We start from the raw sequence: 22,941 nt of genomic DNA on the forward strand, positions 1-22,941 counted from the left end.
TGCTTATGCATGACTTTGATAATTATCTGTTTCTAATGATGGTCAGGAAGCCTTTAATGGTTCTGGCTGGGCTTGTAGATTGCTCGTTTTCAAAGATGAGTATCTCGTAATAGTAGGTACCATCTGGCACCGGATTGTCCTTGAACGTCCCTGCCCAATCGTTGGAGTAGTTCACTTTGCTGTAGATGAGTTTTCCACCTTGAGCAAAAATTTTCACCTGGTTGAACGGGTTGTCCAGCAAGTCTTCAATCACCCAGGTTTCGTTGATTCCATCACCGTTTGGCGAGAATACGTTCTTCACATCGGCTCCTGGCTGGTTTTGGGTGTACTCCCTCACTGGTTCGGCCACCACATCTTCAATAGTTATGCTGAAGGTTTGCTCGAAAGTAAGCCCGCCTGCATCGGCTACCTGCACACGGATGCTTCGGCTTGCCCCATCTTCAAAATCTATGGCTCCCGCTGTGCTCAAAGTGTTGCCACTAATGGCAAACTGCGCATTGTCGGCATCGCCATCACCGGCCATCAGGCTATAGGTGAAAGTGTCTCCATTGTCTGGATCGAGCGACATAAGCTGACCTACTTCTTGGGCTTCATCGGCTTCATCGATGGTGGCATTGGTAAGGCTCAGCGTAAATGGTGCTTCATTTACATTACTTACCGTAATTTCAAAGGCCTTGGCAAAAGTTCCGCCTGCTCCATCGTTGGTTTCAATACGAACCGAATAGCTGGCTTTATCCTCAAAGTTGAACGAAGTGTTGTTCGCTTTTAAGGTTGAACCATCCACCGTGAAGCTGGCATTGTCGGTATCTCCTGCACCACTTACTAGTGCATAAGTGTGGGTGTTACCAGCATCGGCATCAGCCGTAGTCAGTGTTCCAATAGCTGCATTCAACGCATTGTTCTCGGCTATTGAAGTGGTACTTATAGCGATGTCGGTTGGAGCGTTGTTGAAGTCATCATTAACGATGGTTACCGTGGCTCCATCACTGATATCAACCCCCAAGGCAGTGCTTAACTTACTCATTGAAACAGTCAGTGTTTCATTGGCCTCAATAACCAGATCGTTGGTTGGAGTTACTGTAAAGGTTTGCGTTTCTCCGGCTGTTCCGGCAAAGGTCAGCGTTTTACCCGCAACGGCTGTGTAGTCGCTATCGGCTAGCGTTGCTGTTCCATCTGCTGTATTTACTTCTACCGTGAACCCGCCCTGAACGGCATTGTCTAGGGTAGCCGTAACTGTAATGGCTCCGTCTCCTTCATTTCCGCTGGCATCGGCAAGGGTTACTGCCGCTGCATCATCGTTCTTGATCGTCAATACGGCCTGGTCTGTGATTACTACATTGGCTGTGGTTCCGGACAGGTTGCTCAAGGAAACAGTAAAGGTCTCATCGGCTTCGAGTTTGCTATCAACACCCGGAGCTATATCCAGCTTTTGAACTTCACCATCGGTTCCGATGAAGGTTAATGTAGTTCCACTAACCGCGGTGTAGTCTCCATCGACCACCGTAGCTGTGCCATCGGCAGTCGATAGATCAACGGTAAATCCGCCTTCTATAGTCCCTTCAAGTGTAGCGGTAACTAAGAAAGACTCTCCATCTTCAAACTGGCTCACATCTTCAATGGTCACCTGTGCATCGTTGTTCACAATAGTATAAGTGTACACTGTATTGGTACCCAAGCTGGCACCAGAGGCATTGGATAGGGTTATCACTACCGTCTCATTTTCCTCAATAAGCGCATCGTCAACAATTGTCAGGTCTATCCTTTTGCTAAGCTCTCCTGCTGCAAAACTGAGTGTACCATTGGCAAGAGTGTAATCAACTCCTCCTGTAGCTGTACCCGATACAGTATAGTCAACTGTTGACGCGACCAAACCAGCTTGACTTAGCATTACTTCTATGCTGGCGGTAGATACTGATTCTGCGTTACTCTCGGCCGTTGTGTTGAATGAAACTACTGGCACATCATCGTTTAGGATGGTTATTGTCGCCTCATCCGTAATGGTTACTGTGTTCGAAGCATCTGTCACCAAGTTGCTCATGCTAACCGTCAGTGTCTCATCACTCTCTACACTCGAATCGGCCGTTGGGGTGATCGTAAAGCTTTGGGTCTCTCCTACTGTTCCGGCAAAAGTGATGGTCTCGGAAGTCACAGCGGTGTAATCCATACCTGCTTCGGCAGTTCCATTGCTTGTACTTATATCTACCGTGAAGCCACCAACTACAAAAGCATCGGAAGTTAGGGTAACTGTAATAGCTCCATCATCTTCATTGGCCGACACATCGGCAATGGTCACCGTTGCTGAACAAGCCTGCGAATCGTTCTCGATTGTCCAGTTGAAGTTGTCAATCAATGATTGTCTGGCGGCTGCACCTGCGCAGTATTGGAGGCCTTCGACATCAAATTGAACATCGGTTATTAGTTCTTGCTCAGAGATCGAAATCAAGAATGCGTCATAGTTTTCAACTGAAAGCCCAGAGTTCTTGAGCATCGAACCAAAACTGGTTACACTCGTCAACTGCCAGCTACTGATGTCTTGATCGAAGCTGGACGCGCTCTCGAACATATAAGCGACATCGGTTGCCTTACTCATATCCCAATTGCTGAGGTCTTGATTGAAGTTAGGTGAGTCTTCGAACATTCTGCCGAAGTCCTTAGCATTACTCACATTCCATCCACTGATATCTTGATTGAAAGGAGTTTCATTCATGAACTCGTCAAAGTCTTCCACCTTGCTTACATCCCAATTAGAAATATTGCCATTGAAAGACTCTGCCTCCTCAAAGGTGCTGGCCATGTTGGTAATATTGGAGACATCCCAGTCGTTCAGGTCCTGGTTGAATACCAGTGCTCCCCAGAACATCTGCTCTAAACTCTCGAGGTTAGGGAAACGCCAGTTGTTGATTGGCTGATTAAATACCTCAGCATCTCTGAACATTCTTCTTACTCGTGTGGCACTAGCCAGGTTCCAATTACCAATAGGCTGATTGAAAGCTTCCGTTTCTTGGAACATTTCTTCAAAATCCTGTCCGCTGGATACATCCCAGCCTGTTATATCACCATTGAACAGAGCCGTCTGCTTGAACATTTCGTCAAACTTCTCCACTTTGCTCACGTCCCATGAATTCAAATCTTGGTTGAAGGCATCGGCATTTCTGAACATGATTTCCATAGTCACCACGCTGCTCACATCCCAAGCATCTATTGGTTGATTAAAGGCCTTCGTACCAGAGAACATGGCCGCCATATCCACTACATTCGAAACATCCCATGAAGAAATATCCTGATTAAATAGATCTGCTTCGGAGAACATACCAGTCATATCAGTTACACTGCTTACATCCCATGAAGAAATGTCTCCGTTAAAGGAATCTGCATTGTTAAACACGGACTCCATATTGGTTACGCTGGATACATCCCAGTTTGACAGGTCACCATTGAAATCCGTAGCCTGAATAAACATGCTCCTCATGGTAGTGACGTTCCCTACATTCCAGGTGCTGATGTCACCATTAAAAGGTGTGCTGCCAAAGGCACCACTCATATCTGTGACATTACTCACATTCCAGTTACTGACATTACCATTAAAGTCAGAGCCATTGAATATATCAGACATGTTGGTAATCAATGAAACATCCCAAGCTGTTAAATCAGGAGAACCAATACGGGTAGAGCGGAACATACCAGCCATAGATGGCCCTTGTGATAGGTCTGGAGCATCGGTTGCATTAATTGTCAACTCTCTATTTTGAAGGGCATTTTCAAGACTCTCCCATTCTTGGCTTCCCCACTGCTCAATAGACTTTATGTTGAAGTATTTCAATTGAAGCCCTGGGTAGTTACCTGTCACTTTAACAGTAAATGGCCCCGCAGAAGTATAAGTATGCTTAGCTGCTTCTGTCAAGTTGGTATCTATATTTCCATCTCCCCAGTCTACAGTATAATCATACATTAGCCCTTCAATAACACCAAACACCTCAATCTCTCTACTTATAGAATATTGAGCATCAAGCGTTATTATAAATGGTCTCTGTTCTACAGTCAGTTGACCATTAACTAAGTTGATGTTATAGTTAGCTGCGGCACCACCAGAAAGCGTGATATCATAAGTTCCAACTGGGCTCGACTCGGTTGCCGTGGTGGCTATGGTCGGTTCTGTGATATCTGCCTTGGTATCTCCGTTCTCAAAACCTGAATAGCTAATAGTAAGCTCAGGATTAGCCTCTCCCAAGAATTTGGTTTGATCGTCTGCCGTGGCAGTCAAATCTGTCTTTTCAATGATCAGGTCGGCACTCTCAAAACTTATGTCGTAGTTAGGGTTGAACAGGCTACTCTGCAAGGCATAAGTACCTACATCTTCGCCTGCAACCCTGGTAACTGCACCACTCAGTTCGTCACCAGCATTCAGTGAACCACTGGTGATTGAGTAAGCAAAGTCAGGGTCATTATCTCCATAGGTTTTGGTTGCGGCCTGGGCTGTTATGGTCAGGCTTCTTTGTGAAATAGTGAATACTCCCGGAACAACCGTTATTTCATAGTTGGCCGCACTGTTACCGTCAGTCAGGTTTATGGCATAGATACCTGGTGCTTCACCAGCATCTCTGCCTACGGTTACTACTTCATCTTCTCCTACTATGGAACCGCTTGTTACGGTAAATTCTAAGGTCGGATCGGTATCATCAACCAACTTACCCGCATCGGTTGCTTTCAATGCTATGGCCTTTTTAGCTACCGTAATCGTGCCTTGCACCTGACGAGATGTATACTCGGCATCTTCGGCCAAACTTACATTTACTAAAATCTCACCTGCATTGCCCAAGGTTACAGTAGAACCATTGATAGCCGCTCCAGTTTGGTCATTATCGAAAGTGTAAGTAACGGCTCCTGAAGAATTCGTAATTGCAGCTAAGTTGAAGTCGGCATCGCCATAAGTTTTGGATATATCACTTAGTGAAAGGCTTGGTATTTTCTTGGCAATAGAACCTACCGCTGTACTTTCAATATCGGTACCACTAATCTTACCATCATTCGGTGTTACCTCAAAGCTGATGTATTTACCGGCATCGGCAGCCGTTAACACATAAGTAGTGGTAGTGGCTCCTGCTATTTCTGTTTTGCCGGTTCCTGAATTATCCTCAGATCGGTACCATTTGAATGATGAATTATCTGCATCCAATTCGGCATCTATAAAGTTATAGGTGGCAGTCAAAACTTCATCGATGGTGGTTGTGCCCGAGACCTCCACTCCATTAACTGATGGTGCTGTATTGCTCTGAAGAACGTTTACAGTGAACTCTTGGGTCTTTGTACCACCATTACCATCATCTAAGGTCAAGACAATACTATGGTTACCAATGTTGGCTGAAGTTGGGTTTCCTGAGAGCACCAAACCATTCACTGTCAACCAATCTGGCCCTGTTGTTTTAGTAAGTGTTGGTACATCATTGTTCAGGTCTTCGTAGGTGACTGTATAGCTATAGGCTTCATCATCGGAGATGGATGTCAATGCATCTGAAGTAAAGGCTGGTGGAATATTAGTGATACCATCATTAATTAACACCGGTCCAAAGAATGTGCTTTCTTCTACCGTTCCGGTCAATACACCATCGCTAGGCCTTACTTCAAAGCTTACAAACTTGCCATTGTCGTCATTTACAACCGTGTAGCTTTTGGTGGTTTCTCCGACAATAGCTACTCTGTTAGCACCTGCAGAATTATCGGCTCGGTACCATTGGAAGGTCGTACGCGATTCAGGGTCGTCATTCGCATCTGAATATGCGTACGAACCTTCCAGTACCCCATCAACAACCAAAGATTTTTTAATACTTACCCCCTGAGCTACAGGAGCTACATTAGCTTCCTTTACCGTAAAGTTCCAGGCAGTTTGGCTGGTTAGCCCAGCAGAGTTGTTGCCATCGGCATCAACAAAGGCTGAGGCATCGAAAGTGACCGTATAGAATTGCCCTTCTAGTAAATCACTGTCTGGGTTAATAGTTACCTCTGCTCCTGAAATAGCCACCTCATTAGAAGTTACATCAATGACAGTTGCAATTCCTGTTATAGGTGTCAGGGTGATATTCCCTGTTCCTTTGGTCACCGTTTCCCTCATGGTGAAACTCAGGTTGGCATCTTTGGCCACATCTACCGAGCCATCAGTTGGTATAGTACTGATTACCGTAGGCACCACAGCAGCCACTACCGGCCCTGTATAGGTGGCGAATGTTTGTGTTCCTGCATCCGTTCCATCGTTTGGTGATACCGCAAATGTGATGTATTTGCCTACTTCAGAAGAAGTGAGGGTATATGTGCCTGAGGTTGCTCCACTTATTGCAGTTCTATTGGCCCCGCTCGCATCATCGGCTACATACCATTGAAGAGTTGAACCCGATTCTGCATCGCTATCTGCATCGCTATAGTTATAAGAACCTGTAAGCTCCAGATTGGCTTCTAAGCTACCAGCAATGCTTACACTACTAGCTACCGGTGCCGTGTTAGGCTGGCTTGTCGTGGTAAAGCTAATCACCGTAGGATCGGTAATAGCTGCAGTTTTCACTTCATTATTGCTAATGAAGGCTTCGTTCTCTATCAGAAGGTAGTAAGCCGTATTGTACGCTAAATCGCTAGACGGATTGATGGTTACTTTAGAACCACTGTAGGTCAAGGTGTTGGCAGGGAAAGTTTCAACCACATTATCATTGACATCGTATAGTACCACATTGTTGGCTGTGGTTCCTCCTTCTCCGTATACATAAGCCTGAATATTTTCGCTATAGGTCAGTGTTATGTTGGCCAAAATGGCCACATCTGTGGCATCGTCTGTCGGACTTGTGGCAGTGAGCATTGGGGTGCTTGGCAAGGCCAAAGTGCTGAATCGCCAAACGGTTGGGTCGGAGATGGTATATGAGGTTCCGTTATCAGCACCATTAATATGATTTTCTGTAATGAGAATGTAGTACTCTTGCCCAGCCTCAAGCTCTACAGATCCATTGCCTGCAACATTGATAAAACTAAAATTGAGGGTTCTATCATTATTTGAAAGATTGGCAAAGTAAGTTCCGGTTCTTGGAATAGTGTTCGATCCAAGCAATTGATCATTGGAAGCATCGTAAATTTGAATAAGTCCAGATTGAGCGGAAGTCTGTAATGAAATAGGTTCCTCGAAATTGATCTGAAAATTATTACCTCCTGCGTTAAAATCTGATTCTACTGTAGTTGCATCTAAAGCTGGAACCGTGCTTATCAACTTGGGTTGATTTGAGCTGGAGCCAATAGTAATAAATACCTGATCGGAAGTTTCAGAACAATTACCTAAGGTTACCAGTACCTGAAAACGATCTCTATCGTCAGTATTATCAAGGTTGAGAACAGTTAACCTGTTCGTTGTTGTACCCTCATATTTACCAGTTTGCTCTGGTAAATTCTGTCTAATTCCAAATGGATAATAAGTCCACTGATAAGTTGCCCCGTCTATTTCAGGAAGCTCAAAAGTCACACTTTTTCCGATGCTTCCAACTTGATCTTGCGGCTGATTAGTAATTAAATCATCACATTCAGTAATAAATGACCATGAGGTCTTGTCTGTAACGCCAACAAACTCTTTACCTGATGCTGTAAAACCAGTTTTAGGAATTAAAACGTAATATTCTGTTCCATAATCTAAGGCGGCATCTCCTAAAGAGATTGTTGCTACTGCACCATCGATAGACACTAAACTACCATTAGCTTCAATCTGCGTAATTAATTGATCATCTACGGACCTTTTTAACTCAATATTGCCAGTACCCTTTGTTACCTCGCTATCTAAAGTAATCACAAGCTGGGTATTTCGGCTCACTTTCTGTCTTCCATTATTTGGATTCAAGGAAGTAATGGTGATAGGAATCGGGGCATCAGAAAGTGTGAGTGTAATAAGTTCTGAAGTCTCCTCACAAATACCTTTAGTTACAACAACGAAGTATTTTGTTTGGTCGAAGTCTTCAGTAAGGTTGGAGATGGTGAGCTCTCTTGTATTGGCTCCAGAGATGTAGTTATCTACTGTGGCGTCTGAACCAGAAACCAAAGGACTGGTACTAGAATGGCTAAGCAATGTACTGGCCACTCCGCCAGCATATACCTTATTATTAAGCACTGAAATTGCCACTGACCTGTAACCAGCAAAACCTTCTTCAAAAACAGTATTGAGTGTTTGACCTCCATCATTGGTTGAGTATATACCCGCTCCACCACTTGTACTCCGCACTGCTATATAGACTAAGTCATTATCTATCTCTAAGTCACGGACAATAGAACTAGCAAGTTCGCTATTCGTTGGCATGTCAGTGAAAGTGGCTCCTCCATCGGTAGATATGCTCATGCCACTAGAGGTGCCAGCATAGATTGTTCCATTCGCTGACACTACCACATTTCTAACATTGTTATTTTTTAAACCGTTGGCAGAGGTTTTGTTTTCAAAACTATTGCCACCATTTGTAGAAATGCTCAACCCTGACTTGGTGGCCACATAAATATTATCTCCTGCTGCAAAGACATCATATACTTCATTGCTGCCTAGGCCATCGCTAGATGTTTTTCTAACAAAACTCTCTCCGTTATTGGTAGAAACTATTACTCCTCCGTTGATAGAAGCATCACTTATAGAAAGGAAAAGGGTATTGTCAAAAACCGAGATGTTGGCAATGTCATTGCTAGGTAAATCACTATTGGTTGTTGTTTTGATTGAAAAGGTTTCACCATTGTCTGTAGAGATACCCAAACCAGATTCATACCCAACATATAGAATTCCATTCTTTTCTAATACAACATTAATATTTGTAGAATCATTGAGTTGGGCAAAGCTTTCTCCGTCATTAGTAGACCTATATAATCCAGTAGCAGCACCTACAAATATTCCTGAAGAGGTGGCCGAAACTGAAGCTATTGAACCAATGTTACTCAACAATTCATCTGTTCTGTCATTTTCGTTAAACCACTGGTAACTAGCACCCGCTACTTCGGGAACCGAGAAAGTGACACTTTGACCGATGACTCCTGTTTGATCTTCAGGCTCAGTCAAGACTAAAGGCTCACAAACCGTATGGAAAGTCCATGTGTCTTTATTGGTCATGGCCAGGTTTCCGGCATCGCTTTCATCCTTTACCAGATCGGCACTTAAAGTAATGTAGTATTGGGTGGCATATTCGAGAGATACTCCTGATGTAACGGTAGCTGTACTACCTTCAATAGTCAAATCATTTGCCGTAAGTATTTGTATAAGGGCATCGGTACCATAATCATAGATTTTGAGTTCACCTGTTCCTTTGGAAACAGTCTTGCTAAACTCGATGCTCAGTTCGGTATCTATAGCTACATCGGTACTTTCATTGGCCGGGGTAATGGATGTAACTCCTGGCACATCCAGAACCGTTAATAAAAGATCATCCGATTGCTGCTTGCAACCATCTTTTGTAACCTCCACGAAATATATATTTCCACTCTGCTCTAATGTTACGTTGCTGATAGTCAACTGGTGGGTTGTCGCTCCCTCAATAAGGTTGTTTGATCCGCTATTTTGATCTTCAAGCTCAAGATTACTATTGTAGATCGATAGACCTACTAATGTACCCACCTCCAAGTGTCCATTATATTTATTAAGGGACTTTACGGTTTTCGTAAATGGGTCTGAAGTAGGGAATTGACTAAATGAATCTCCTTGATCAGAGGATACAAACAGCCCTCTACTTGTACCTACAAAGAGTTGTCCAGCGAATTCGTAGATAGCATTCACTAGATTCCCGTTAAACCCATTGGCTTCAGTGACGGTTTTAGTGAAAGACTCACCTGCATTTGTAGAGATAGAAATAGCTCCATCTTTAAAATCCGCTGTTTGTGTACTTACATAAAGCTTATTTCCAGATTTATAAACATCTCGAATACTATTGAAGGCAAGACCATCTGTAATAGTCTTCTGAACAAAATTAGCTCCATTATCATTTGAAATAAATAGTCCTTCACGGCTTCCTACGTAAAGAGTTCCTTCCACCTCATAGAGTACTTCAACCATTCCTGTAACATCCGAATGTTTACTGAAATTTGCCCCTCCGTCAGTAGAAACATGTAACCCATTTAGAGCTCCAATGTAAATAGTCCCATCTTCCGCTTTCATTACAGTCTGAGGTAGATTAGCGCTGGCATTTGGGGTGACTTGAAAAAGTGTTTGGAAACTGTTTCCTCCATCTTTTGAAATACTAACAGCTTTATTTATCTGCACCGCATAGATATTATCATCAAAGATCTTTATCTCTTTAATATCATCTATAAGCAATCCATGAGCCGTGTTCCTGATAACCCAAGTATTTCCCTCATCAGTTGTATAATAAATACCTGCGGTTGAAGTAGCGTTGTAGATGGTACCATCGGGTGCCCGATATACGTCCCGGTTTAAAAGTCCTCCTGTTATGTTTATTTCATCAAACCCTTCTTCTCTTCTATACCATTGGTAAGACGCACCCGGTATTTCTTCTACTTCAAAGGTTACATTGGTAGATGAGGCTATTGTCTTACCTGTTGGCTGGGTAGGAATCAAATTAGTATAACTCAAGCTAAAGTCATCTAATTTTTGGAATAGCGGAGTACCATAGGTTACGGAGTATTGCAAGGTTCCTTCTTCTACCGCAATGTTTCCTGTGGCATCGGTATCAAATTCAGCACCACCCTTTTTCCAAGAGAATGAATAATTGGCAGAGGCATCATAATCAGTGATTTCAGCTTCATGACTTGTTACAAATATGGAGCTGTGAGAGGCCAAGCCATTGTTACCGTTATCGGTAAGGTCGCGCAATAGATTGTCGGCAATATTTTTATGAGTACCATAAGCTGCTACCAGATTAGTGGCATCATGTGCCGAGGCAGCGCCCATTAGGCTGGTTACTTCTTCCTGAGTTAAAACCTTATCCCAGATGGTGATTTCGGCCATTTTGCCATCCAGGTAATCTTCTAGGCCGTTGTCATTATATTTTGCCCCTAGCGTTGCAATCCAGCCATCGCCAAGTGGCATATTCAGCGTTCCGCTGTCTTCCACATTACCATTCAGGTAGAGTTTTGTCTCACCAGTTGCATTGTCATAAGTGTACCCAACAAAATACCATGTATCATTAGACAGTACAGAAGAATTTAGGCGATCATTAGTACCATCCCATAAGGCTAAACGCTCTGTATCTCTGATGTAAAAACGACTCAGGTTGTCTACATCTGAATCTTGAAAGACCAAGACCTCGTTAAAGTCACCACTACCAATATTGCTCTCTTTATTCAGCCACATAAATACCGAGTAGCTTTTACCAGCTATATCATCGGTAAGTGCATTGAGTTGAACTGAATTATCTTCTGTTTCTTCAAAATCGAGGTAGTTGACGGCACTGGTACTTACTGTTCTGGTAATAGGATCATCAGCACAGAGTGTTTCATCAGCAATTAGATCTGCCGTAGTTGCATTGCTGTTCAAAGTCATGGTCCAGCTATCGGTGCTTTGAACAAAGTTTCTGGTGGCTATCAACTCGTAACTTCCGGCAGCTACATCGAAAGTATATGTAGGATCGGTTGAAACTTCTGCACCATCCTTTTTCCAGCTAATATGTTCGTACCAGTCAATGGCATTGAAGCACGGAATAGACTGCACATTTTGAAAATCAACCGTGAAGTCATTGACCATTAGCCCATCATTGCCTTTGCCAGAATGGTCTTTTAAAACATCATTAGTATCGTTACAATCTCCGAAAACAGAGTAATACCCAACTAAGTTGTTATACTTAGGGTGGCCGCTATTGATCTTCGCCATCATGGCTTGCCTAATATCAGCTCCTGTCAGCACCTCATCCCATACAGAGATTTCTGCCATGTCGCCATTATAGAGGTCACTAATACTATTGCCATCAAACTCCTGACCCAATGAATATTGTGCAGATGCATTTGGAACGGAGGTTCCAGTAGTAAACCGGTCATTTTCTATACCATCTACGTAAGTTATCGTTTGACCCGTGGAATGATCGTAGGTCCAGCCCACATAGTGCCAGGTGTTGTCGCCCATGTTGTAAGATGCCGACTCGTTGGTAGAACCTCCCCTATTTACTTCCAGATTGTCTGAACTAGGATCAATCCAAAGGAAAGACAGGTTATCTCCATTTGCCGCATTCACGGCAAAGAGTGCCTGATTGGTAGTAGTATTGTTTTCAGCCTTGACCCACATAAAGACAGAGCGGCTTTTTCCATCCAGATCATCTTGTAATGCATTTAAGTTTACCCAGAAATCCTGTGTCTTATCGAAAGAAAGTACTCCTGTGGCGTTGGTGTTGGCCTGATAGGTTACTGTGCCCGATTCGGCAATGGTGGCGTTTTGGAAAACATCTACACCTTGTTCGGTACTTTGAAAAGTAACTATGTAGCTGACTCTTTCAATTGGGGTTTCAAAAATATCATATCTACCATCAGTAGTAGCACTTGTGCCATTCGAGAAATCATAAGAATCTCCGCAAACCGCCACTTCCTGTGTGGTGCAGGTGACCCCGGCTGGGCAATCTGCCAGAACCCTAACCAATCCTACCCTATCCATGCCGTTGGCATCAACACCCGGAGCCCCGATGGCCAGTATCAGCCCATCATTTGATGCAGATACGGCATGCCCCAGAATGTCTCCATCCATTTGACCAGTGATCTGCAAGTCTTGCATTACCCACTCGCCTCCTAAAAAATTGTAGACCTTTACGGCCCCTACTTTGTCAGTGGTCTGATTTTGGTATCTCGGTGCTCCAACAAACAAAGTATACCCTGCAGGGGTAAGGTCTATACTGTTTCCAAAACCTTCTCCACTGGCTCCTTCGAGTCTACTTCCCATCGCTGTCCATTCCGGATTTCCCAGAGCATCAGCTCTAAGTTTATATACATCGACTGCACCAGTTGAAGACGAAGAGTAACTTGCGATGGCCAGTATTTCGCCATTGAATGATGTGGCGATGTCAAATCCATGAAGCCCCCCCTGGCCATCTAATGATCCAGTTCCTGACCAGTTATCATTTTCATTTTTATAAGTGAATACTGTATTACCATCCCCAGTTGTATTCACCCAATTGGAAACGAATAATCGGGAAGCATCCTCTGAAAGCTTTACCGTCATGCCATAAGTATCTACATCCAGACCACTCAAGAGTTGACTTCCTACTTGACTCCACCCCGAATTACCCTTTTTATAGGTCTCTACATAACCAGCCCGCGCACGGATATTGTCAGGGTCGTCAGTTTCTTCTTTTGGCCTATGAGCACCGACCACCAGATAGGTGGCATCTGCAGAAAAGTCAATGCTTATTCCAAAATGATCATAGATGTTATTTCCTTTTAAGGTATTTCCTTGTTGAACCCAGTCTCCACCCGTAAAAGCATACACCTTTACCGTACCTTCTCTTTCCTGATCTGTAGAATCATGGGCATTGCCAATAGCTATGGTCTGACCATCATCAGATATAGCCAAAGTCACAATTTCACCATCCACATCTTCAGTGTTAATGGCCGAACCCATCAAAACCCAAGCGCCACTCTGCTGTTGATAAACACTGACAACCCCCACATCGTTGTTATCATCTTCAATGTATTCGACCGTAATATAGGCAGTGCCATCTCCTGAGAATTTTACAACATCTCCCAGCTCCCCTCTTTCGCCTATCCCTATTACATCCTGACCTATTTGCTCAGTAAACTGTGCAGTTGCTGTAATAGGAAGAATGGATAAGCTTAAGAATAACAGAAGTCCAAAAAGAGAATAGGTGACTCCATTATTCTTTGAACTATTTGAAGAGGTCTTAGTTGAGTGTCTCATAAAGTTGATGTTTTGGTATTCAATAGTTAGCAGCGAAGAAACCAATGGTTTTTCGCGCATGAAAAATTATGTTCTGAACTATGGCTGTTTTGTTCTGAAAGTGTGTTTGACCCCTCTGTCCTAAAGGACATCTCCCGTTGGCAAGGGAGAAATAGCCCATTTTGTACTTTGGGCACTTTCCCTTAGCAAGGAGAAGAGACTTCCTGAGACAGCTTTTCTAAGCTTTAAGCTTCTGAGAGAATCTATTTGCGGCAAGTCGCCTTTCAGTCCATATAGGAATTGATAAGGCTAGATGTGTCGAGGTGTCCCGAAAGGGATATTCGAGTATAAAGCGAATAGAAACAGAAAACCTGAAATTGTTCTGAATGGGTGTTTTTTTGTTCCGAACCCAAAGGCCCGTTCATTGAGAAGAGCAAAAGCGGTTAAAAAAGCTTTTGAGATATAGTTATCACCAGAAGTTAGGAATTGGTCATTGGTCAATTGTCATTGGGTGATGGAAGTAAGAATTTTAGGCACTTAAATTTATACTACTGCCATTTCGGACCATCTTTGAGAGGCGCAAAATTAACAAGGTGGAATTTTGTAACGAAGCAATCTGACTATCGTCATGTGGGTCTAACTAAAAGTTAAGATTGCTTCGTTTTTATTCCTCGCTTTCGTAGGAATTGTTCCTCCTTTCCAAGGGTAACTGGGGAATTGGTGGATTAGTTAGTGGTCATTAGTCTTGGGTATTGGGAGTGAGAATCTTGGGCACTTAAATTTATACTACTACTACCATTTCAGACCGTCTTTGCGAGACACAAAATGAACAAAGTGGAGTTTTGCAACGAAGCAATCTTCTTATACTTTCCCATCCTTAAATCTTGGAGATTGCTTCGTCACAACCTTCTGCTGCGCGAAGCTTGTTTCTCGCAATGACGGATACAGTGAGGTTGTTAGCTCTGTAAGATACTGCTCTTAAAAGGCGGATTGCCACGTCCCAAGTTTGACTCAGGTCAAAACATTTCCTCGCAATGACGGTAAAGGGAATTACTCTACACGTATCTTCTTCAAGAGGTCATCACGATAGTTTTTACCAATAGGAATTTGCTCGTTGTTCATCAGCACATAGGCCGAATTAATGGCTTCCAGATGATCTACATTGATGGTGAAACTGCGGTGGGTTCGATAGAAGTTTTTTGGCAGTCTTTCAGAAAGATCGGTTAAGCTACCGCGGATCAGGTGTTTTTGATTCTTAACTGTGTGCACTTCTACATATACATGATCGCTTTTGAGGAAGCGTATATCATCTAGTTTGATCTTATGAAATAGGTTTTTCTCCTTAATGAATATGGCATCCTTAATCAGCAGTTCTTCATCCACCTTTCCTTCACTTTTCTGCTCGGCATACTTATGAAGGGCTAACTCAATGGAAGTGTAGAGGTCGTCTTTCTTGAAAGGCTTAACCAGATATGCCGGGGGAGCCACTTTCTTTACCCGTTCAATAGTACCTGCATCGGCATTAGAGGTGAGGAAAATGAAAGGGAAATCGTATTGTTCTTTAATGGTCCATGCCAGATCAACACCGTCACGCCTCCCTCCTAGTTGAATATCCAGAATGGCGATGTCGGGCTTTTCAGCCTCTATGGTCTCAATGGCTTCCTCGTAGTTGATGGCTGGTTCTAAAACTTCATAACCAAGGTCTTCAAGTATTAGACAAATGTTGTCTGCAATGACAATTTCGTCTTCAACAACTAAGATTTTAACCTGACTCATTAAACCGCTTTTCTCTCTAATGTATCTGTGAAAGTAATGATAAATTTACTGCCTTGCTCGTAATAATATTCAGCCGAACCATAAAGCTGTTTGGATAGTCTCCTAACCAATCTTAGGCCCAAACTCTTAGCTTTAGTGAGATCGAAATCTTGCGGAAGACCTACGCCAGAGTCACTAACTGTCAACTGATGTTTTCCATTGCCCAAATCTTCAATCGAAATACTTAACACTCCTTCTCCTTCTTGGAAGGCATATTTGTAGGCGTTTGAAATCAATTCATTCAAGATAAGTCCTAATGGTATGGCTGTATCGATGTCGAAATTAGCTTTCTGAGTGGAGTTAACTGATGCTTTAACATTTACAGAGCCAGCGTAGATAGATGCTAGTTCAGCCATTAATTGCTCGGCATATTCAGCAAAATCGATAGTAGCCAAATCCTCGTTTTGATATAGCTTTTGATGTATAAGCGCCATGGCCTTAACTCTATTCTGGCCTTCCATAAAAGTAGACAGCGCCTTTTCATCTTCAATTCCCCTCGACTGTAAATCGAGCAAACTGGAAACTACTTGCAAGTTGTTTTTTACCCTATGGTGAATCTCCTTTAATAATAGTTCTTTTTGCTCCAACGACTTCTCTACTTGAGCATTTGCCTTCTTAAGCTTTAGCCTATTGCGTTGAATAATAAGCATAATAGCAACTATCAAAAGCAATACTACCAGAGCACCTGCAATGAGATATCGCTGTTGCTTTAACTGAGCTGTTTGTCGTTTTTGGGTTTCCTGAAGTAAATTGTTTTGCGCTTCAATGCGCTCTGTTTCAAACTCAGCAGACATACGCGCTATGGCATCTGTTTTGGCCTGATCGTTAATATCTTGGGATATCTCTAAGGCCAGTTTACCAAACTCAAAGGCTTTTTTGTAATCCTTCAACTTAGCATAAAGGTTTGCTTGCCCCAAGGCCAACCGATATCGTACATTACCTGCTTCTGACTGTTTGGCCAATTCCCATCCTTCTATGGCATAAGGCAAAGCCTCATTCCATAGTTGCCTTTGCTTGGCTGGATTATCGACAAAAACAGAATCAGCCAAAACCAGCTTTTTCTCCACCAGACTGCCATAAACATCGCCTTTGGACTGAGGGGCTGTTCCTTCGGGCACATTGGCCACAGATTTCTCTATGTAATCATGCGACTTTTGGTAGTTACCACGATAAAACTCAATCGTAGACACATTTTTATAGTAATCTGCAGTTGGCCAACCAGAAGTGTTAATTTCTTTTGAAATCTCCCACCCTTTTGTGAGCGATTCAAAGGCTCTATCAAGACTATCTTGTTTAATCAATAACTGACCAATATTGGTATAGGCCAATGCTACTTGTCCTCTAATACCAATTGCCTCATTGATCAATAGAGCATTTTTCATATACTGCTTTGCCAATTCGTATCTGTTTTGCTCCTTCAGTACCAAACCGTAATTCATGTAAAAAGCTCTTAGGTTAACAGTATCAGGTGTTGTTTTTACATATCTAATTCCGTCCAATAAAATTCCAGAAGCTTTTTCCAGCTCTCTTAAATAGTAATACACTAAACCAGCATTATTATAAGCAGCTGCCATCTTAAACTCTGTACCGTCTTTTTTATTTCTATTTATTACTGCTTCATAATGCTCAATAGCATTATGAAATTGTGATGCCCTATCATAAGCTTTTGCCAGTTCATACTGTGTCAGTGTCAGTTCTTCATTCCATACCAGAGACTCAAAAACGGCCATTGCTTCTAGGTAGAACTCAAAACATTCTTTGCTTCCATTAGCTAAATAGGCTGCTGCTTTTGCCCTTAATACAAAGCCTTTGAATTGCGGAAACTCGCTAGAAAACCTTTCCGAAATCTGCAGTGCTTCATCCAAATAACTTAAACTTGAGTCTAAATCATTTCTTTCAAAGGCCTTACCTAATTCTAAATAGGTTTGAATTTTCAAAGTATCATGAACATCGGAATCAAGGATAGCTTTAAGCGAGTCTACCTCTTGTGAGAATAAAAAATGAGGTAGAAGAGTTAGCAACAATAGGAAGGGCTTAAAAATCACCTTCGGGGTAACGTGCATGCTTTAGTAGTATGGTTGAATCAATCTTTGAATTTACATTTCATTTATTAAAAATCTACAGCTATTAAATTGGGCTAGAACAAAAAAGAGCAACTTTTTCAAGTCGCCCTTTTTAAATGTGATTATCAATAGTTTTAGTTATCTCTCTTCTTGATAACAATGTAGTCTACAGATTTCTCTTTAACTAGATTGTTGAATGCAGGAAGATCATTATTCATGATGGTTCTAAGCTTAGCCAATTCAGCATCAATTTGCTCTGTTAGTTCAACTCTAACATCTTCAGACTGCTTAGTAGGTCTCCACTCCCCGCTTCCAGCTACACCTAACAATGCGGCTAGTTTGTTATTCAAGCGAATTGGGAAGTTCAACGGATCTTGACCCGACTCATTCTTGGTTTGGTAAAGTGCTTCTTCTACCTCAGTCATTTTAGCCATTAGCTCTTTACCCTCTTCTACAACATCTTTGTACTGCTCTTTACCCTTGATTTTAGCCATTAAGTCATTCATTTGCTTTCTTGCCTCGCGAATATCTTTAATAGCTCTGTGCATCTCGGTTACTTTAGCTGTTACAGTTGTTAAGAAATCGAATTGTGCTTTAATGTCCGCATCGGTAGAACCGTAACGAGGATCCTTAATCAGGTTGAAGGTAGTTTCTTGAACTTCATCTCCTACCTTAAGTCTGGCAGTATACTCACCAGTTGGGTACATTGGACCAGGACCTCTAACAGAAGCAGCCCACATAATTAAACCTTCGAAACCTTCTGGACCTTCAGACCTCATATCCCAGTTGAAAGAATTCAAACCAGCTTTCAGGTCGCGTTGAGGGAACGTTTTGATAGAGTTTCCTTCTGAATCTAGAATCTCGATAGAAACTTTCTCATCTGCCGGAGGAGCTTCCTTCATATTGAAGTAAATTACTGGTCCTGCTGGAGCATTCGTACCATATCTAAGGCTAAGGTCATTACCTCCGCCACCACCGAAACGTCTGAAGCTACTGCCTGAGCCCATCAATCTATAAGCATCCATTGGCTTAAATAAATGCACAGATTTGTTCGCTACTTCATCAGACAATTGGTGAAGCAATGTAAGGTCGTCTAGCATCCAGAAAGACCTACCTTGAGTTGCCGCAATAAGGTTATTGTCCTTAATGGTCAAATCTGTGATTGGCACTACAGGAAGATTCATTTGGAATGGCTTCCAAGAAGCGCCATCATCGAAAGAAACGAACATTCCTCTTTCAGTTCCAGCATAAAGCAAGCCTTCTCTTTCCGGATCTGCTCTTACTACTCTAGTGAAATATGTATCTGGAATACCAGTAGTTATCTTAGTCCAAGTTTTACCATAATCTTTGGTTTTGTATAAGTAAGGCTCATAATCTCCTAATTTATACTGCGTACCAGCTATGTAAGCACCACCTTTAACAAATGGATCTGCCTCAATAGAGTTAATCATCAAGTACTTAGGCATGTCTGGAGAAGTTACGTTTGTCCAGTTTTTACCACCATCTCTAGTTACGTGAATCAAACCGTCATCTGAACCAGCCCAAATTAAGCCTTCTTCATAAGGAGACTCAGTAGCAGCGAAAACAGTAGCATAGTATTCAACTGAAGTATCATCATACGTAATCGGACCACCCGACTTACCGAGTTTATCTGGCTCAGCTCTTGTTAAGTCTGGGCTAATGATCTCCCATGACTGACCACCATTTGTAGTTACATGAACATGGTTAGATGTAGTGTAAAGTTTGTCTGGGTTATGCGGAGAGAAGAAAATAGGGAAATTCCACTGGAATCTATACTTGTAATCTTCTGCACCATGTCCCATTGGGTTATCTGGCCAAGCGTTAACATTTCTGCTAATTCCTTTTTGATGATCTCTCATTACTAATAAACCACCGTAGCTACCACCGTAAACTACTTCTGGATTATCTGGCTTAGGTGCTAAGTGAGCACTCTCTCCACCAGCAGTGCCTTCCCAGTCGTTTTCAGTAATGGCAAAACCACTGGTTCTGTGAGCAATTCTTACTGTTGAGTTATCTTGCTGTGCACCATAAATTCTATATGGGAATGCATTATCTGTAGTTACTCTGTAGAACTGAGCAGTTGGCTGGTTCATCATGGTAGACCAGTTATCTCCACCATCGTAAGAAACCTGAGCTCCACCATCATCGGCAATTACCATTCTCATGTTATCCTCAGGTGCAATCCATAAATCGTGATGGTCACCATGAGGCGCACCATTTGCTCTGAATGTTCTACCACCATCAGTTGATACATGATAAGCCACGTTCATTACAAATACCTTATCTACATCTTTAGTATCGGCATATATTCTAGAGTAATACCAAGCTCTTTGTCTCAGTGCTCTAGAAGAGTTAGTGTTTCTCCAAGTTTCACCACCATCGGTAGACTTGTAAACACCTCCTTTATTTGCTTCTATAATTGAGTAAATTACATCTGGGTTTACAGGAGAAATAGCAACACCACTAATGCCTATAGGACCAGCTGGCATTCCTTGTTTGTCCATTAAGTTCTCCCAGGTTTCTCCACCATCTTTAGATCTCCAAATTCCAGAACCTTCACCACCAGAAGTAAGGCTGTAAGGAGTTCTCCTTACTTTCCATGTACTGGCCATTACAAAATTAGGATTGCTCGGGTCTATAGAAACATCTACTGCACCTGCATCTTCATTGGCAAAAAGTGTTTTCTTCCAAGTTTTACCGCCATCGGTAGTTTTATAAATACCACGTGTGGCGGAAGATTTAAACAAGTCGCCCATAACCGCAGCCCATACTACGTCAGGATTGGTTGGGTGTACCACAATTCTACCCACATGCATGGCATCTTGTAAACCAATATTAGTCCAAGACTCACCACCATCGGTAGACTTCCAAAAACCTTCGAAACCAGAAGAAACGTTACCTCTAACGGTTTGCTCTCCTTGTCCTACATAAACTACATCTGGGTTAGATGGGCTCACAGCTACGGCTCCAATTGAACCACCGAAATAACCATCGGAAACGTTCTTCCATGTTTGTCCACCGTTGTCAGTTTTCCATACACCGCCACCAGTTGCACCCATATAAAATACTTGAGGGTTGCCAGGCACACCTGACACAGTAGAGGCTCTTCCTCCCCTATAAGGGCCTATAGATCGCCATTCAATTGTGTTGTAAACTTCCGCTTTCGGGTCTGGAGCTGGTTCTGCATTACGCCTATTTCTTCGTTGTGCATTAGCATCGTTGAAAGACATTAGCAAAACTGCGAAGACCATCACCAATAACTTGGTTTGAGAATTTCTAGTCATCTTCATAGTTAAGTTAATAGTTAGATTATGATGAATACTCGTTGAGTAAATCGTTAAAAGTTATGAAGACGAGCAGATATAAAGAAAAGCACTCATCAATTTTACACCAACGGACATAAAAAAAACCACCCTTTTCAGAGTGGTTTTAACTACCAACTAAACTTAACTTTAAACTATTCTTCGATTTTATAGATAGATGTTCCGGCAAAACTTGACAGATAATCTGCTCTGTTCAATAGGATTTGCGCTTTTTCATCTTCAATAGCACCGTCAATTTCTTTTACTATAGAAAGAATAAGTCTGTCATTTTTATCGAAGATTTTGATAGTCTCAATATTAGACTCCACTACTTCAAACTCGTACTTATCTTCTATTACTTCTTCATAAGCTCTTTCTAAAGAACCTTTAATGTCATACACTATTAGTTCTTCTGCATTAGTGGTTCCAAAAGACTTAATAGCTGCCATAAATGTGACTACTACTGCTAAGGTCAGGGCAACTATTGCCGACCATTTTCTCTGTGTTGTAAATTGCTTCTTCATGACCAAATGTTGTTTCGAATTTTTCTTTTTTGTTTAGGCGATGTTACCTCAGTGTTACCAAATATAATTTGCTTATCCCTACCATATTAGACGGCAAAGTTCTGAAAAAGTTTAATTCTGATAGAGAAAAAAAGAGAATATTTTTCTCGATTGGTCGAAATTGAAGATAAGCAGTATAAAATTGGGGATGAAATGTTGCGCACTAAAAACCCCGGAACTTCCGGGGTCAAAATGAGCAATTTTATTTGGCATTATTTTCTACCCAATAGCCTGTTCTAGGTCCGCTATAAGGTCTTCAGCATCTTCTATCCCTACACTTAAACGGATAAGTGAGTCTAACAAGCCTATTTCCATTCTATCTTTTCTCGGAACAGCACCATGAGTCATAGTTGCCGGATGATTGGCCAGAGACTCCACTCCTCCTAAAGACTCAGCAACAGCAAAGACTTTAAGTCTTTCGAGTACCTTGAAAGACTGCTGCATATCATCCTCATTAAAAGTGAAAGAAATCATTCCTCCAAAGCCTTTCATCTGAGCTTTTGCAATCGAATGGTTGGGATGAGACTCAAAGCCTGGCCAATATACTTTATCTACCTTGGGGTGATTAGAAAGATATCTAGCTACTTTTTCGCCATTCTCGCAATGCCTTTGCATTCGTAAGTGGAGAGTCTTAATTCCCCTCAACACCAAGAAGCAATCTTGAGGACCAGCCACGGCTCCACATGAGTTCTGGATAAAGGCCAATCGCTTATATAGTGGTTCGTCATTCATGGCCAGTGCCCCCATTACAACATCAGAATGTCCTCCTAAGTATTTAGTCACTGAATGCATTACAATATCTGCTCCTAAATCTATTGGGTTTTGCAGAGCAGGCGAGGCAAAAGTGTTGTCTACTGCTAAAATCAGCTTGTGCTTTTTGGTAATGGTAGCGGCTTTTCTAACATCAACAATATTCATCATTGGGTTAGTTGGGGTCTCTAACCAAACCAACCGTGTATTATCATTTATGTAGTTCTCGATGTTGGACACATTGCCCATTCCCACGAAGTGAAACTTTATTCCAAAGTTCTCAAACACCTGAGTAAAGATTCTATACGTTCCACCATACAGATCATTAGAGGTAATAACCTCATCTCCAGGCTTAAGCAGCTTCAAAACTGCATCTATCGCAGCAAGACCTGAACCAAAAACCAAACCATGTGCCGCATTTTCTAAAGCCGCAATACTGTTTTGTAGGGCAAACTTTGTTGGGTTCTGAACTCTTCCATATTCATAGCCTTTATTATTACCTGGCGACTGCTGAACATAGGTAGATGTTTGAAAAATTGGAGTCATGATGGCCCCTGTAGAAGGGTCTGGGTCTACTCCTGCATGCACCGCTTTGGTATCGAATTTCATAA

6 protein-coding genes are annotated in these 22,941 nt (G+C 42.2%); all 6 read right to left on the minus strand.

Annotated features, from left to right (window positions below; translation table 11 throughout):
- Positions 1 to 22: 22 nt before the first annotated feature.
- A complete protein-coding gene (locus tag T7867_RS16715; protein WP_068221815.1) occupies positions 23 to 13,897 on the minus strand; it encodes a BspA family leucine-rich repeat surface protein in 13,875 nt (4,624 codons plus the stop codon).
- Positions 13,898 to 14,866: 969 nt separating this feature from the next.
- Complete coding sequence (locus T7867_RS16720) at positions 14,867 to 15,592, minus strand: LytR/AlgR family response regulator transcription factor (protein WP_068221813.1); 726 nt, start codon at positions 15,590 to 15,592, stop codon at positions 14,867 to 14,869.
- Positions 15,592 to 17,694: a sensor histidine kinase gene (locus tag T7867_RS16725; protein WP_068221812.1), complete on the minus strand. Its 2,103-nt coding sequence runs from the start codon at positions 17,692 to 17,694 to the stop codon at positions 15,592 to 15,594. Before T7867_RS16725 ends, T7867_RS16720 begins: the two co-directional genes overlap by 1 nt.
- Positions 17,695 to 17,828: 134 nt before the next feature.
- The gene (locus T7867_RS16730; RefSeq protein WP_068224122.1) at positions 17,829 to 20,999 is read right to left on the minus strand and encodes a VPS10 domain-containing protein; all 3,171 of its coding nucleotides are present in this window, start codon (positions 20,997 to 20,999) and stop codon (positions 17,829 to 17,831) included.
- 173 nt (positions 21,000 to 21,172) lie between these two features.
- Positions 21,173 to 21,541 (minus strand): hypothetical protein, encoded by a 369-nt coding sequence (locus T7867_RS16735; protein ID WP_068221810.1) that lies wholly within the window; start codon positions 21,539 to 21,541, stop codon positions 21,173 to 21,175.
- A gap of 258 nt (positions 21,542 to 21,799) precedes the next feature.
- On the minus strand, positions 21,800 to 22,939 hold the full coding sequence (locus T7867_RS16740; protein WP_068221808.1) for a trans-sulfuration enzyme family protein: 1,140 nt from the start codon (positions 22,937 to 22,939) through the stop codon (positions 21,800 to 21,802).
- Positions 22,940 to 22,941 lie beyond the last annotated feature (2 nt).

It is taken from the genome of Roseivirga spongicola (genome assembly GCF_034376045.1).
GTDB lineage: Bacteria > Bacteroidota > Bacteroidia > Cytophagales > Cyclobacteriaceae > Roseivirga > Roseivirga spongicola.

Excerpts from the sequence above, each read along its gene's own strand:
- T7867_RS16715 (WP_068221815.1), bottom strand. The coding sequence starts at position 13,897 with ATGCGCGAAAAACCATTGGTTTCTTCGCTGCTAACTATTGAATACCAA.
- T7867_RS16720 (WP_068221813.1), bottom strand. The coding sequence starts at position 15,592 with ATGAGTCAGGTTAAAATCTTAGTTGTTGAAGACGAAATTGTCATTGCA.
- T7867_RS16725 (WP_068221812.1), bottom strand. The coding sequence starts at position 17,694 with ATGCACGTTACCCCGAAGGTGATTTTTAAGCCCTTCCTATTGTTGCTA.
- T7867_RS16730 (WP_068224122.1), bottom strand. The coding sequence starts at position 20,999 with ATGACTAGAAATTCTCAAACCAAGTTATTGGTGATGGTCTTCGCAGTT.
- T7867_RS16735 (WP_068221810.1), bottom strand. The coding sequence starts at position 21,541 with ATGAAGAAGCAATTTACAACACAGAGAAAATGGTCGGCAATAGTTGCC.
- T7867_RS16740 (WP_068221808.1), bottom strand. The coding sequence starts at position 22,939 with ATGAAATTCGATACCAAAGCGGTGCATGCAGGAGTAGACCCAGACCCT.